At 28.1% G+C, this 15,807-nt stretch carries 16 protein-coding genes and 1 pseudogene; 8 read left to right on the forward strand and 9 right to left on the reverse strand.

Features of this window, described 5'->3' with window-relative positions:
• Positions 1-9 precede the first annotated feature (9 nt).
• From argF to FNL83_RS00390, 5 genes are all read right to left on the reverse strand, one after another.
• Positions 10-1,008, reverse strand: coding sequence for an ornithine carbamoyltransferase (gene argF, locus FNL83_RS00370; RefSeq protein WP_000793596.1), 999 nt, complete (start codon positions 1,006-1,008; stop codon positions 10-12).
• Positions 1,009-1,045: 37 nt separating this feature from the next.
• Positions 1,046-1,735, reverse strand: coding sequence for a Crp/Fnr family transcriptional regulator (locus FNL83_RS00375; RefSeq protein WP_000272781.1), 690 nt, complete (start codon positions 1,733-1,735; stop codon positions 1,046-1,048).
• A 41-nt stretch (positions 1,736-1,776) separates the two neighbouring features.
• Complete coding sequence (gene arcD, locus FNL83_RS00380; protein WP_000344142.1) at positions 1,777-3,198, reverse strand: arginine-ornithine antiporter; 1,422 nt, start codon at positions 3,196-3,198, stop codon at positions 1,777-1,779.
• 85 nt (positions 3,199-3,283) lie between these two features.
• Complete coding sequence (gene arcA / locus FNL83_RS00385; RefSeq protein WP_000249804.1) at positions 3,284-4,519, reverse strand: arginine deiminase; 1,236 nt, start codon at positions 4,517-4,519, stop codon at positions 3,284-3,286.
• Between the two features lie 268 nt (positions 4,520-4,787).
• Entirely contained in the window at positions 4,788-5,234 is a 447-nt protein-coding gene (locus tag FNL83_RS00390) for an arginine repressor (protein ID WP_000711815.1), read from the reverse strand.
• 571 nt (positions 5,235-5,805) lie between these two features.
• On the opposite strand from FNL83_RS00390, the pseudogene FNL83_RS12160 reads away from it, so the two are divergent.
• Positions 5,806-6,488, forward strand: a pseudogene (locus tag FNL83_RS12160) (type I restriction enzyme endonuclease domain-containing protein); the annotation flags it as partial.
• A gap of 270 nt (positions 6,489-6,758) precedes the next feature.
• Here FNL83_RS12160 and FNL83_RS00410 read toward each other — a convergent pair.
• Positions 6,759-7,190 (reverse strand): universal stress protein, encoded by a 432-nt coding sequence (locus FNL83_RS00410; protein WP_000475804.1) that lies wholly within the window; start codon positions 7,188-7,190, stop codon positions 6,759-6,761.
• Between the two features lie 881 nt (positions 7,191-8,071).
• Entirely contained in the window at positions 8,072-8,398 is a 327-nt protein-coding gene (locus FNL83_RS00415; RefSeq protein WP_000916431.1) for a hypothetical protein, read from the reverse strand.
• 15 nt (positions 8,399-8,413) lie between these two features.
• Between FNL83_RS00415 and FNL83_RS00420 the strand changes: the two genes are divergently transcribed.
• Positions 8,414-9,088 carry an IS6 family transposase gene (locus tag FNL83_RS00420; protein WP_001106065.1) on the forward strand — a complete coding sequence of 225 codons (675 nt, stop codon included), beginning with the start codon at positions 8,414-8,416 and terminating at the stop codon, positions 9,086-9,088.
• Positions 9,089-9,507: 419 nt separating this feature from the next.
• Entirely contained in the window at positions 9,508-10,281 is a 774-nt protein-coding gene (locus FNL83_RS00425; RefSeq protein WP_002505142.1) for a tandem-type lipoprotein, read from the forward strand.
• 260 nt (positions 10,282-10,541) lie between these two features.
• Here the strand turns inward: FNL83_RS00425 and FNL83_RS00435 are convergent, their stop codons facing one another.
• Together FNL83_RS00435 and FNL83_RS00440 are read right to left on the reverse strand one after the other, a co-directional pair.
• Complete coding sequence (locus FNL83_RS00435) at positions 10,542-10,937, reverse strand: radical SAM protein (protein WP_002437584.1); 396 nt, start codon at positions 10,935-10,937, stop codon at positions 10,542-10,544.
• 12 nt (positions 10,938-10,949) lie between these two features.
• Positions 10,950-11,087 (reverse strand): hypothetical protein, encoded by a 138-nt coding sequence (locus FNL83_RS00440; RefSeq protein WP_002437588.1) that lies wholly within the window; start codon positions 11,085-11,087, stop codon positions 10,950-10,952.
• Positions 11,088-11,247: 160 nt separating this feature from the next.
• On the opposite strand from FNL83_RS00440, the gene FNL83_RS00445 reads away from it, so the two are divergent.
• The 5 genes from FNL83_RS00445 (at position 11,248) to FNL83_RS00465 (ending at position 15,651) form a co-directional block, all read left to right on the forward strand.
• On the forward strand, positions 11,248-12,153 hold the full coding sequence (locus FNL83_RS00445; RefSeq protein WP_002437590.1) for an ABC transporter ATP-binding protein: 906 nt from the start codon (positions 11,248-11,250) through the stop codon (positions 12,151-12,153).
• A complete protein-coding gene (locus tag FNL83_RS00450) occupies positions 12,128-13,249 on the forward strand; it encodes an ABC-2 family transporter permease (RefSeq protein ID WP_002437591.1) in 1,122 nt (373 codons plus the stop codon). Before FNL83_RS00445 ends, FNL83_RS00450 begins: the two co-directional genes overlap by 26 nt.
• On the forward strand, positions 13,215-13,826 hold the full coding sequence (locus tag FNL83_RS00455; RefSeq protein ID WP_001830486.1) for a hypothetical protein: 612 nt from the start codon (positions 13,215-13,217) through the stop codon (positions 13,824-13,826). Before FNL83_RS00450 ends, FNL83_RS00455 begins: the two co-directional genes overlap by 35 nt.
• Positions 13,827-13,906: 80 nt before the next feature.
• Positions 13,907-14,572 carry a response regulator transcription factor gene (locus FNL83_RS00460; protein ID WP_002455935.1) on the forward strand — a complete coding sequence of 222 codons (666 nt, stop codon included), beginning with the start codon at positions 13,907-13,909 and terminating at the stop codon, positions 14,570-14,572.
• Positions 14,560-15,651, forward strand: a complete 1,092-nt coding sequence (locus FNL83_RS00465) for a sensor histidine kinase (RefSeq protein ID WP_002455936.1) — start codon at positions 14,560-14,562, stop codon at positions 15,649-15,651. The genes FNL83_RS00460 and FNL83_RS00465 overlap by 13 nt, the downstream gene beginning before the upstream one ends.
• Positions 15,652-15,807 lie beyond the last annotated feature (156 nt).

Genomic DNA, 15,807 nt, shown 5'->3' on the forward strand with positions numbered 1-15,807 from the left:
TCCTTTCATTTACTCTCCTAATGTTGCTACCATGACTGCTTTTATTGTATGTGCTCTATTTTCTGCTTCTTGGAAAACAACTGATTGTTCACTTTCAAATACTTCATTTGTTACTTCCATTTCAGTTAGACCATATTTTTCTTGAATTTGTTTACCGATTATTGTTTCAGTATCATGGAATGATGGTAAGCAATGTTCAAAAATTGTATGTGGATTACCTGTTTTTTTCATTAATTCTTTAGTTACACGGTATGGTTCTAATAATTTGATACGTTTTTCCCAAACTTCATCAGGTTCACCCATAGATACCCAAACATCTGTGTAAATTACATCAGATCCTTTGACACCTTCATCAATATCGTCAGTTATAAGGATTTCACCACCGTTTTTGTCAGCTATATCATTACAACGATTTAATAATTCATCAGTTGGATTTAGTTCTTTAGGACATACAAGATGGAAAGTCATGCCCATGATTGCTGCTCCTTGCATTAAGGCATTTGCAACGTTATTACGTCCATCTCCAACATATGTGAAGTTAATTTCATTATATGGTTTTTTCAATACTTCTTTAGCTGTTAAAAAATCAGCAAGTACTTGTGTAGGATGATCTTCATCTGTTAAACCATTCCATACGGGAACGCCAGAATATTTTGCCAAATCCTCAACTACTCTTTGTGAGAATCCACGATATTCTATGCCATCATACATTCCACCTAAAACACGAGCAGTATCTTTGGTAGACTCTTTTTTACCCATTTGAGAACCTGTTGGCCCAAGGTATGTTACATGTGCACCTTGATCATAAGCCGCTGTTTCAAATGCACATCGAGTGCGTGTTGAATCTTTTTCAAAAAGTAGAGCGATATTTTTACCTTTCATTTTTTGTTGTTCTATTCCTGCATATTTTGCGCGTTTAAGATCTTCAGATAAATTAAGTAAAAATTCCATTTCTTTTTGTGTGAAGTCTAACAAAGTTAAAAAGTTTCTATTTCTTAAATTTTTCATTTTGAATATCTCCTTTTCAATTAATATTTTATTCATGTTATTTTTTTATAATCCAATTTCTTTTATCTTGATATATAATATTTTCTATTTTTAATTCTCTGATTATTTCACCAGTAGTTTTTCTGTTAAGTCCAGATAAATTACTTATTAATTGAACAGTCATAATTTGTTTTAATTCATAGAATTCTCCATTATCATCCCCAATTGAAAGGCATAAAATTTGTAGTATTCTTTCAATTCTTTCTTTAGCTGAATTAGCTCTTAACGCCATAATATATTCTACTTGAAATTGAATAGTCTCATTAAGTTTCTTGAAGAGACTTTCAAATATTTCATTATGCTTTCTACATAAATACTCAAGTAAATCTTTCGGTAAAGTTAATATTTTACAATCTGTCAAAGCTGTACATATTTCATATGGTGCAGGGGTTTCATTAAATATGAAGTTCATTGGAAATATATTTTCGTCTTTACTTAATCTTAAATAATTGTCACCAGTAATATTAGAAGATTCATGTAAAATACAACCATTTACTAAAAAGTATACAAATTTTATTTGATCAGTTGAATGATATATGACTTGTCCTTTTTTATATTGATAAAGTGTTAAATCCTCTTTATAAGGTCTAACAATACTAACAGGAATATTTAAGTATGATGCTAATTGTTTAAGATTATTATCAAATTCATATTCTGAATTTTTAATATAAATATTTTCTTCATACATAACTATAAACCCCTTAAAAATTACTTAGTTTAAATCATAACTTAAAATACAGAAATATTACCTGTAATCAAACGAACTATTCCTATTATTGCAAGTACAATGATGAATATGAATAACGTATAATCCAATTTTGTCAAATGTTTGTTATTATCCCTTTGTACGTAGCTGTATACGAGTAATCCAGGTATATATAACAACATCGTTAATAGTAAATAATCTAATCCAGCTGCATAAACCAACCAAATTGTGTAAATAGATGCAATAATTCCTATTATCCATTGTTTTAAATTAGCTTTAGATTTATTTTGAATAGTATATTTAACCTGGTAAAAAGCACTGAGTGTATATGGAATTAAGATTGCACTTGATGCAAGTGAAAACGCAAACTGATAGGCACTATCTGTAAACAACATACTAATTAAAAATAACTGAACTAATATATTAGTAATAATTAAAGCGTTGACCGGAGCTTTATTCTTATTTTCTTTAGCAAACCATTTCGGGAAAAGTCCATCTTTAGCTACAATGAATGGTAATTCACCAGCTAGTAATGTCCATCCTAACCAAGCTCCTAAAACAGAGATAATTAAGCCTATATTAACTAACACTGAACCCCAATGACCTACAATATGTTCTAATACTTGTGCCATTGATGGATTAGCAAGTTTTGAAATTTGGTTCTGCTGAATGACACCTTGGGCTAGTACAGTCATTAAGAAATAAATGACTAGCACAGAAATCAAACCAATAACGGTAGCAGTTCCTACATCTTTTTTAGACTTTGCACGTCCAGAAAAGACAACGGCTCCTTCAATCCCTGTGAATACCCATACAGTTACTAACATAGTACTTTTTACTTGTGCCATTGTATCTCCCCAACTAAAAACGCCAACACTTCCACTAGTCATACCATAAAAACCGGATTTAAAAGTACTGAAGTTGAATACAACTATCATGCATATAATAACTAGAAATATAGGTATTAATTTAGCTACTGTAACAATACTATTTATAAACGCTGCAGTTTCTACACCTCTAAGTATTAAAAAATGTACACCCCATAATAAAATTGATGCTATGATAATACTTGGAAGTGTGTTACCTCCTTTAAATATAGGGAAAAAGTTACCCACAGCTGACATTAATAGGGTTGCATAAGCCACATTACCTAGAAATGCTGCAAACCAATATCCCCAAGCACTTGAAAAACCAATAAAATCTCCAAACCCTGTTTGAGCATAACTATAAATTCCTCCATCAAGATCTGGTCGCTCATTTGTTAAATTTTGAAATACGAAAGCAAGAGAAATCATACCAATAGCAGTTATTATCCAACCGATAATTATTGCAAGTCCACCAGCTTGGCCACCCATATCTGAGATGATATTGAATGCACCACCGCCTATCATAGAGCCTATGACTAAACCAATTAAGGAAGTTTTACCTAATTTATTTTCATCCATATTAATCTCCCCTAATAAAGGTGGTAAAAATCTTGTTATTTGATTTAATGAATGAATTACTTGTGACTTTTACCACCTTTCAAATTTAAATATCTTCTCTAAATAACGGCTGACTCATACATCTTGGGCCTCCGCGTCCACGTACAAGTTCACTACCAGTAATTTCAATCACTTTAATTCCTTTGTCGCGTAAAAGTTGGTTTGATACATAGTTGCGATCGTATGTCACCACAACCCCTGGTCGAATACATAATGTGTTTGAGCCATCATTCCATTGTTCACGTGCACCATCAATAACGTCGCCATTACCTGTTGGAATAAAGTCCACTTTTTCTACTTCTAAAACTTCAGCAAGTGTTTCACGTAACTTGCTAGAACGAGTAATTTTTATATCGTCCTTACCATCATTTTGTTCTATGGTAAATATATTCATATTATTTTCTTCTTTAAATATTGCTGCATGTACTGTAAACTTATCGTAGTCAATCATAGTTAGTACTGTATCTAGGTGCATAAATGTACGTGTATTAGGTATTTCAATAGCTACGATTTTTTTAAAACTTGTGTTTGCATCTTTGAAAATATTACGTGCTAACTTTTCTATTGCTTGAGCTGATGTACGTTCTGATATACCAATAGCTAAAACATCTTTCGATAATACTAATTCATCTCCACCTTCAATATTAAATGGTGAGTTACGATCTAACCATACTGGTACATCTTTATCTTTAAATCTTGGATGATGTTTCAGTATATATGTCATAAAAATAGATTCTCTACGTCGTGCTCTCCAATACATTCTGTTAATTGTCATTCCTCTACCAATTGAAGCTTGGGGATCTCTTGTAAAATAAAGGTTGGGCATTGGATCTAAGTAAAATGGATATCTATCATCCATATATTCTACTAAATGAGTTGTTTCAAGTTGAATTTCTTCTTTACGTACGCCAGCCATGATTTTATTTACAAGTTCTTGGTCAGATAACTTTGAAAAGAATTCTTTAATTTCAGTTTCATGACCTAATATTGTCTTTTTAGATTCTGTTAATATATCGTTTATGAAGTTCTCGCGTACTTCTGGCTCAGTAATAGATTCTGCTGCAAGTTTTTCTAAATAAACTACTTCGATTCCTTCATCTCTCAAAGTTTGAGCAAATTTGTCATGCTCTTCTTGTGCAACTTTTAAGTAGGGAATATCATCGAATAATAAACCACTTAAATGATCAGGTACTAAATTTTCTAATTCTTTTCCTGGTCTTTTTAACAACACAGTTTTCAATTTGCCTATTTCACTATTTACTTGAATGGGTCCTTGTACCATTTCAAATTCCTCCTTTGCTTTATTACATTCACATTATAAAACGCTTTCAAAAAACATCGTGTGATTTAATTCACAATTGTTTAGGGAGGGTTTTCACATATATAGATTTATTCAATGCAAAATTTTGTATGAATATGTATTTTGTACTATATAATAGTGAATAATTTGAAAAATCTCATTGTTAAAACCTTATCTTATTCAAACAAAAAGATTTTTTACTCATTTTTTTGTATTAGTAATCATTCCTATTAATATAATCATTTAATTTTTAAGGGAATAATTGATAACAAACAAATTCTGCTATTTCATTTGAAGAAGTCAAAATCATCAAAGTATCGTTACCTCCAATAGTTCCTAATATTTCTTTCATTTGTAATTGATCTATGTAATAACTTATACTTTGAGCAAAGCCAGGAGATGTTTTTATTAAGACATAGTTATTTAGCGTTATAAATTCAATAATCTCATCACTAAATATTTCTAATTGTTTTTTTGCACTTAATTGATTTGTTTGATTTATTTTCTTGTAAATATACTTTTTATTTTCAACAGGGATTTTGTAAATTTCTAATTCTTGTAAGTCACGAGAAATAGTTGTCAAGCTATAGTAAACTCCAAAATGTCTTGCCATGTAATCCACTATTTGTTGTTTTTTATTAAACTGATTCTGTTGTATAACAGTTAAGATAAGATTTAAACGTTTTTCTTTTTTCATTTTTATTAACCCCTTTATTATTTTTGATTATGAAATAGATTTTAAATAACTGTATAAAAATCACTTATAAATATCAATTTACAAATAATTTTGAAATAGTGGATGCTTTAATTATAAGTAGATTATTTTACGCTTAAAAGGAGAGATTAATTAGAATAGATTATAGTTATCATAATTATAAAATCAAAATTTTAAGTAACATTAATGAAATATAATAAAAATAATTTGCGTAATAATAGCGAAATGTGTAAATTGTAAATGTCAGGTAATAACAAAACATGTTAGGTGAGAATGTCTTACAGTTACATTTACTATGTATAAATAAAATAATAACATTAATAGTGAGAGTTAGGTAATAACCACAATATCTCATAAAAGAAGTTTGGAAAAAGGCATTGAAATAAAAAGTAGTTTATAAGTTGAAGATATTTAGGTATGTATTAGAGCGCTTTATAAATAAATAGGTTTATACATAGAATTACAAAAATAATATAAAAATAGAATCTAATACATGATAAAGAAAGGGTTAAAATAATCTAGTTCAACTTTTGGATTAGTGGTTGTATTTTAACTTGATACAGACTATTCTATTTTTTTTCTAAATAATGTGATTCAAGATATGCTATATCATCTTGATTAATCTAAATTTAATTCAGAGAAAAAGTCTGAACGTTATTATAATTATACGATTTCAAATACGATGGATTATGTGATTAGTTTAGGTGAAGATGAACGTCAACGTTTTATTAAAACGGTCACAGAATGAGGAAAAGCCTTTGCGCTTTGTGATACAGAACCGAAAGCGCAAAAGCTCAATGATGAAATTGTCTTCTTTAAAGCCGTTAAAGCAGGACTTGTTAAATTGTTACAACCATCAAAAGAAGGAAAAATATATAAGACACTTGCTAAAGTTGAAGCAGAGATTAATCATCTTGTGTCACAATCTGTGGTTACGGAAGAGGTAAAGAATTAGGGTTAAATTCTGACAAAATTGATTTTTACGATACTTTAATCTCACATGAAACAGAAAAAGAAGTTATAGGTGATAAAAATCTTAGAGCAATTGCCCATGAATTAACAAAAATTGTGAAAGAAAATATGACTGTAGATTGTGATAAGAAATCAAGTAGTAGAGTTAATAAGAGGAGATCAGTAAAAAGATTATTGAAGAAATACGGATATCCATCTGACTTAGAAACAATAGCAATCAATCAAGTGGTTGAACAAGCAGAGATGATGGCTAGTAATCAGTAAGAAAAACTAATAAAACATACTAAGATTAGCTATGAAAAAATCTATCGTCATAGATTTCTTCATAGCTAATCTTAGTATGTTTTTAGAAAAGAAAATTAGTGAAAAAACTTTACTTATCATTTATTAGTTCGGTGTGCTCATATCACATCATAATATAAGCTATTATGCCGAGAAAATTTTAATAAAAAAATAAAAAAAACCTAAATACTCTCTCGATTTGTGAGAAAGTATTTAGGCTTTTTGAATTAATAAATTTCTTACTTCTTATGTTTATTTAACAATTAGTACTGGGACAGAACTTCTTTTAGCAATCTTATGTGTAACATCTCCTAAAACATGTTTAATATTCAAATCGACTCTATGATTACTCATAATTACTAAATCAAATTCACCATTATTTATATCTCCAGAAGTAATTTTTTCTAAGATTGTATCTTTAATATGCCCAAAATCTACATCTATTTTATATTGAATATCTCTTTTTTCTAATTCACGTAAAAATGGAGTGAGTTTTTTTTCTTTTTCTCTAATAATATCTTCTTTATGCTTATTATAATATTTGACACTAATTGCAAGATCATTTTCTGTTACAACGTGATAAATTACAACAACTGAATCTTCATCGATGACTTTTTCTAAATAGTCAGGGATAGCACTAAAATCATTTTCGAAATCATAGGGTAATAATATATTTTTGAACATCTACACCAGCCTCCTATTACTTATATACCCTGAATATATATGCTTATTCTGATTCTGTTGCAAAGTAAAAAATATAGCTAACCACTATTTGAAATTTTAAGATATTTTTTTAGAGCATTTAGAGATATTTATAGAATAATAAACAGGTTAAAAAGTAATAGGATTAATAGGATTTGGATAAAAAAATCAATCCTATTTATAGGATTGACGTCGACTAAAGCCTATGAAATCAACAAAAATAATAGTATTCAGACAATTTAAAGTGGTCTTGTAACAATTGTAAATAGTATGCAATATTAGAGGTTATAGTATCGATCAATTCTTATTTAATATTAACTATAAGTATTGTTATATCAGCGTTTATAATAATTTTAAAAAGAGCATGTAATCAAGGCGAGCATAAGATAATCCTTCAGCTATGCTGAATACCACTTAAGGTGGTACTGGATTTCCTTATGCTCATGCAAAATCCTATTTTGTTTGTAATATTTCAAAAAGTAAAACATACATTGTTAAAAAATAGGTTATTCTTTTCTTCACTTTTTACTTTAATTTCTTATTTTTATTTCCAAAATAGTCATTGTTAATAAAAATTATAGTACCCTTATTTGCAATTTTGAGATACTTTTTAGAGCATTTAGGGGTGTTTTATATATTATTTATTTAATGGCTCTTAAAAGACAAATATGAACTAAATTTAAAAATCAGAAAGACAAAACAAAATTTTTTGCTTAACCAGTGTCGAATTTTTTAGACACTGCCCATCTATATGCAAATTAAAAATTGGCATAAAATAGCTTAAAAATTTATCAACTTTTTAGTTCCTGCAGGGGCAATTTCTTTCAAAAAAACGCTAGCTTTTTGCTAACGTTTAAGAAAATTTATTTTTCTTCTTCAATTTCATCAATCATTTGATGATTGATTTCTTGTTCTTCACTTTCTGTTAAATCAAAAATTTCACTCGCTAAATACTCTTTTTTATTCCAAGTATAAAAAATTTGATAAATATATTCGGTCGGATCAACTTCTTTTAAGTAATCTAATTCTCCATTTTTTAATTTCTTTCTTGCGTCTTTAAATAGTCCAAAATAAACAAGAACTTGTTTTCCTTTTAACGCTTTATAAAATGCATCGAACACTTTTTGATTAATTAAATAGTCGTTATCCGGTTCTGTTGCAAAGTTGAATTTATAGTATAATTTTAACAAAAAGGAGTCTTCTGTATGAACTATTTCAGATATAAACAATTTAACAAGGATGTTATCACTGTAGACGTTAGCTACTATCTAAGATATGCATTGAGTTATCGTGATATATCTGAAATATTAAGGGAACGTGGTGTAAACGTTCATCATTTAACGGTCTACCGTTGGGTTCAAGAATATGCCCCAATTTTATATCAAATTTGGAAGAAAAAGTATCAAAAAGCTTATTACAAATGGCATATTGATGAGACGTACATCAAAATAAAAGGAAAATGGAGCTATTTATATCGTGCCATTGATGCAGAGGGACATACATTAGATATTTGGTTGCGTAAGCAACGAGATAATCATTCAGCATATGCGTTTATCAAACGTCTCATTAAACAATTTGGTAAACCTCAAAAGGTAGTTACAGATCAGGCACCTTCAACGAAGGTAGCAATGGCTAAAGTAATTAAAGTTTTTAAACTTAAACCTGACTGTCATTGTACATCGAAATATCTGAATAACCTCATTGAGCAAGATCACCGTCATATTAAAGTAAGAAAGACAAGATATCAAAGTATCAATACGGCAAAGAATACTTTAAAAGGTATTGAATGTATTTATGCTCTATATAAAAAGAACCGCAGGTCTCTTCAGATCTACGGATTTTCGTCATGCCACGAAATTAGCATCATGCTAGCAAGTTAAGCGAACACTGACATGATAAATTAGTGGTTAGCTATATTTTTTTACTTTGCAACAGAACCTTATTACTTATATAGGTGAGAGTATGATAAGTGAGAATGTACCATTTAAATAAGTTGTTAAATATGAGCATTAGCGATTATTAAAAAAGTAGAATTATGTTTAGGGAATTTTTAGCAATATCATTGATAAGGGGAAGCGTATAATAAGTAAAAATAATTGATGAACCACGCAGTTATACATAAATATGACTATGTGGTTTTTATACTATATAACCATAACAATTATATACAAAAATAATTTAAAATGAATGGGTGTTTATTGTTTGGTAATATAAAAGAGAAATTTGTATTATAACTCAATATTTATATGAAGATACCATGATTTTAGAAAAGAATTCAAAAACAGAGAGATGTGAAAATGTGAAACATTCTAAAAAGTTACTTTTATGCATCAGTTTTTTATTAATAACGATTTTTATTGGTGGATGTGGATTTATAAATAAAGACGATAGCAAAGAAACGGAAATCAAAAAAAGTTTTAATAAAAAGTTAAGTATGTATCCTATTAAAAACTTAGAAGATCTATACGATAAAGAGGGGTATCGAGATGAAGAATTTAATAAAAATGACAAAGGAACATGGGTAATAACTTCTAGTATTAATATTCAACAAAAGGGGGAAGGTTTAAAAACTAGACGAATGGTTTTATTTATGAATCGAAATACAAGAACGTCCAAAGGTAAGTTCATGATAACTGAAGTAAAAGAAAAAAGTGATATAGGATTTCAGACTCGAAAGAAAGAATATCCAGTCAAATTGATTGATAATAAATTCATTCCATCTAAACAAATAAAAGATGAAAAAATAAAAAAAGAAATAGAAAACTTTAAGTTTTTCTCACAATATGGCAATTTTAAAGATTTAAAAGATTATAAAGACGGTGAGGTATCTTATAATCCTAATGCGCCTAATTATTCAGCTAAATATCAACTCAGTAATAATGATTATAATGTAAAACAAATAAGAAAAAGATATGATATTCCAACCGAACAAGCCCCTAAGTTGTTATTAAAAGGTACAGGTGATTTAAAAGGTTCATCCACAGGTTCTAAAAATATTGAATTTACTTTTGTAGAGAAAAAAGGAGAAAATATTTATTTTACTGACAGTGTTGAATACACGCCAAGCGAGTAAGAAAAGCTCAAAATATTATCATCCATACTCATAAAAAATAGAACTGATGAGATTAATACGCTCATGAGTTCTATTTTTTATGTCAACAACTTTATTTCCATCATCACCCTAAATATTGCATTTGATATCCGATTCTCGGAGGGGGGATAATTAATTCCTTATCCATACCATCAATATTTTCATTATAATTTAACTTCTACGACGCCATGTGCACACGTAAGGATGCCATTTCGCACTTATTGACGTATACGATTCTTTTTTTAAAATGGAATGAATTTTTTTCTGATTAACATACCGTTAGTCATAATCACCAACTTATTCTTAAAGTTAGTTCTTATATAGGAAATAATTTCTAATATATCTTTTCTAATAAAGGGTTCTCCGCCAGTTAGAATAAGCGTATTCGGGTTGACGTCAATAATCTTATCAATTGCATATTTAACATCATTTGTACTTAAAATATCTTGTGATAAAGGAGAAGCAGATAGAGCACAATGACTACAAGAAAGATTGCATTTATTTGTAAGAGTAAAAGACACACTTAAATTATTTTCTTTATAAGTTTTTTCTTCATCTACGTAGTATCGTATTTCAAGCAATTCGTTAAAAAGCCGCTTTAAGTTATCTATCACATTACTTACATATTTATACTTCATAAAATCTCCAATTTAATTAGATTCAACCAATTTGTTTAAAACTTCAAAATATTTTCTACTTGTTCTTACCCATTGTCCATTGTTTAAGTTGACTAGTAAAACTTTATTTTTAAAGTAAACTTCATGTACATTTGTATTTTTGATATACATCTAATCACCTCGATATCAAGTTATCATTACTTTATCAATTTTCTATCAATTTAATTAATATTGACCAAACCTTCATAATTGTATACTTTGTGAATTTCCTAAAATTGATATATTATTGATTTCTTTTTGATATGTTGATATAAAAGGAGGCTAATTTTGGATGAATAAAATAGTTATCAAAGGTTTGAGTAAATCATATGATGGAAAGAAAGATGCGCTTAATTCATTGGATTTAGTAATTCCCAATGGTATGTTTGGTATTTTAGGAAGAAATGGATCTGGTAAATCTACATTAATGAATATTATTGCAACAATTCTTCAACCAAGTAAGGGAACAGTAACAATTAATGGTATTGAAATTAAGAATTCACAAAAGATTAGACAAATGATTGGTTACTTACCTCAAGATTTTGATTTTTATCCTAATATGAAAGTCTCGGAAGTTTTATACTATTTAGGTTTTTTATCTAAAATAAATCAAACGGATTTCGATAAATATGTAGATTTAATTCTTCGTAAGGTTAATCTAATTGATTATAAAAATAAAAAGGTTAAAAGTTTATCTGGTGGAATGAAAAAAAGATTAGGTATAGCGCAAGCCATTTTACATGACCCCAAAGTAATTATTGTCGATGAACCAACGGCGGGATTAGATCCAGAAGAAAGAGTAAGGATACGCAATTTACTATCTGATTTAGCTGAAAACAAAATTGTGATTATATCAACTCACATTGTGAGCGACATTGAATCAACTTGTAATAGGATTGCTATTCTAGATAAAGGAAGTCTTGTATATAAAGGTGACATACCATCGTTGATACAACAAAGTGATGATCATATTTATGAAATCAATCTATCCCCATCGGAGTTGGAATCATTCAGAGAAAATGACTTATTTATTACTAAAACTCAAGAAATTGAAAATAAATTAAAAGTTAGGTTTATTTCTGAAACAAAAGTTGCAAACGCTAAAAAAGTTAAAGCTGATTTTGAAGATGCTTATATGTATTTTTTAAAGAAACAACAAGGAGGTTTGAATCATGCGTCTATTTATAATGGAATTTAAACATTTAATGTTTAGTAAGACATTTCTATTTTATTGTTTATTGATTATTATATTCACGGTATTGAATTGTCAACAAGTCCTCAAACATCCTATTAATTCAGATGTATATCAACCTCAAAATATGACTATGTATTCTACTGATAAAAACATAATAATGTCAAATGAAATTAAAGAATTAAAGAACGAAGTACATCAAAATAACTTTAAAACGTATCAATTTGGATTTTTAAAGCAAAAAAAGTTAAATGACCAACAAATTTCTAAAATAAAGAAACTAATATCAAAAATGGAAAAAACGAATAATTTTCATCAGTTTAAAAATTATTCTAATAGCGTATCACATGTTGTTGGATGGGGATCTCAATATTCTAAAAATAATATCTCATTATTTGGAATTAAGAATATGAGTAAGAGCAAGTATGTTAAAGAGAAGAATATTATAAAAAATAAAGAGTACTATTATGGAGCATATAGTAGATATTTTTCAGATATTATGGGGGTAGTGATAGGAATACTTCCATTCTTTTTGGGAGCTCAAATGATTCTTCAAGACAAAAAAAGTAATGCCATTAAAACGATTCATTCTAAATCTATATCATCATACCAATTAATTTCTACACGTGTATTTACTATTCTTGTTTTGGCATATTTACCAGTATTATTAGTCTCAATATATTTTGTTACTTGTTTATCGATGATACATCAAATATCGATATTTTCTTTATTTATTTTTTATAAAATTTTAATCTTGTGGACATTACCCACTTTAATATTTACTATCGCGATGGGATTGTTTGTCACAATTATATTGAATTCTTATTTAGGTGTAATGATACAAATAGTAATTTGGTTTATCAATTTAAATATAGGTTCTCGTGCCATTGAGGGGTGCTATGGTTCTCTATTGATTCCTAGACATAATACTTTATTTAACGCAGTTTTTTTCTATAATCACTTCAATCAAATTTTAGCTAATAGATTTACATACTTTGGCTTAGGTTTACTTTTAATTCTACTTAGTACATATATATTTGACCTGAAAAGAAGAGGGGTAGGTTTTAATGGCAAAATTTTTACTAATAGATATCAAAACTAATTTAGTCAAACTTTACATGGGAATTTTAATTCTATTATTTGGTGGAATGTTTATTTTTGGTGTATCTAATCTTAATCATGAGAGAGTTACACAATACATTGAGTTAATATTTACTATACTAGGCATATTGTTATTTACTGCTATCTATTCTGTAGATCAAAACAAGAAGTCTAAGTTAACTATTAGTGCAAAGTGTCATGACTACCAATTCGTATTTATGCTTAGATTAGTTATAACAATCATCTATATACTGTTCTTAATTACAATCAATTTATTTATATTTTATTTATTTAACTCAAATATCATTGTTTTGAGAGATATGTTTATTGCTTTAACCAGTACTTTATTTATAGGATCAATATGTTTATTAACAAGTATTCTTAGTGGTAATACATTAAATGGCTTAATGTTTGGACTTGTATATTTCTTATTCTGCTTAGGATTTAGAAATCTAGGCTTTATGTATTTATTCTCAGAAACCTTTAACTTTCCATTTTATATAAAAATATTTCAATTTTTATTAGGAATTGTATTATTAATTCTTAGTTACACTATTATCAAAAAAGTACAAAATTAATACGTTTTGGAATCAAGCATTGTCATTTATAATTTCTAGCGTAACATGAATACTATAAAAACAAGCTTAGGTGATTTGTGATGTATAACATAATGATTGTCGACGATGAAGAAAAAATTGTGTCATTTATAGAAGAAAGTTTATACTTAGAAGGTTTTAACACTATTGTCGCTTATAATGGACGTGACGTTTTAAAGCAAATCGATGACAAAATTGATTTAATCATTTTAGATATTAAAATGCCGTATATAGATGGGTTTGAAGTTGCTCAATCACTTAAAGAGAGTAATATACCTATTATTTTTCTTACTGCTAAAGATAATCTTGATACTAGACTGAAATGTTTCTCGCTTGGTGCAAAGGATTACTTACCTAAGCCTTTCTATATGGAAGAACTTATAATTCGAATTAAAAATGTACTCAATCAAAGTCATTCTCAAAGTTTGTCTCCCAACATAAAAAAAACTAAAGAATTAATCATTTATTATGATACATATAGAATTGATGTAAATAACATGACGATAGATATTACAAAAAAAGAATTTGAAATTATAAAATTACTATCTTTAAATCCTCAATATTATTTTAGTAAAGAACAGATATATGATTCGATTAATTTAAATAAGACAGGAAATACTCAAGTTGTGGCTGAACATATACGTAAAATAAGAAAAAAGTTAAGTTGTTATAGTCGTTTTGAATACATCGATACAAAGTGGGGAGTTGGATATAAATGGCTAGAGTAGAAAGTTTAAAAAGAAAAATGACACGTCTTATCATAGCAATTATAGTTGTCAGTGTTGGATTAGTATTTTTACTACAAATTTTGCTTAATGTATTAGAATTTTCAAATTTTGGAAAGTCTTTATACACTAATTTTTGGAAACAACCGCATTACATTTTCTCTTTTACTAGCGCATGTATCAGTATTATGACTCCTTTGTTAATCATTTACGTGTTCACACAGTTTTTTTATAAAAAGTACATTACAACTAGTATTAATTATCTTAATGATACGATTCAGGGATTAAAAAATAACCACACTGATGTTGAATATAAGAAAATGAGTATTTCAGAATTTAATAAAGTGATTCAAGAAGTTGAGCATATACATACTTATCTTGCTAATAGTATTAAAGATCAATTATCTATTCAAAATAATTTTAAAAGAAAACTCGAAATTTTAGAACATGATTTAAAAACACCGTTAACTGTCCTTCAAGGTCATATTGAATTATTAAGAAAGATTAATCGTTCTAATCTGTCTCAGGAGGAAATACATTTCAAAATAAACAAAGAAGCAGACATTGCGTTACAATCTATTGATAGAATAAATAATCAATTACAAATACATATTAAGAACATCAACCTATTGCCAAACCATTCAGATACAATTCATGTTGATAAGGTAATAAAAATCATTAAAGAGAGCTATAATCAACAATACATATTAAAGGAGAGAGAACTGATTATTGATGTTGATCATGATTTCCCTTATCATACCTTAAGCATTAACAATCAAGTTTTATACCACGTCATCGATAATCTAATTAATAACGCCTTGAAATATGCTGAAAAACAAATATCTATAAAGTTTGAAGTTATAAACGACCATTTACTAAACTTCACCATAACCAATGATGGTAGAATATTTACTGAAGATGAACTGAATTCTGCCAAAGAATGGGGGACAAAAGGTAAAGAATCAAATGGGTCTGGTATTGGTCTGTATTTTGCTAATATTGTGCTTCAACAATATAATAGTGAACTTATTTTAGAAAATGAGAATAAGCATGCAAAAGTAAGTTTCAATATTCCTGTCTAACAAAGTTTATTAATTCTAAAAAATAAAGTTTGTATTTATTGCTAAGATTTAAAAGTATAAACACATCTGAATCTTATAGACATCTAGAGTTGATATCTTGATTCCTACCACATCACAATTATTATTGTGATTGAATTTGGTATTTTTTAAATTAGC

Source organism: Staphylococcus epidermidis (genome assembly GCF_006742205.1).
Taxonomy (GTDB): domain Bacteria; phylum Bacillota; class Bacilli; order Staphylococcales; family Staphylococcaceae; genus Staphylococcus; species Staphylococcus epidermidis.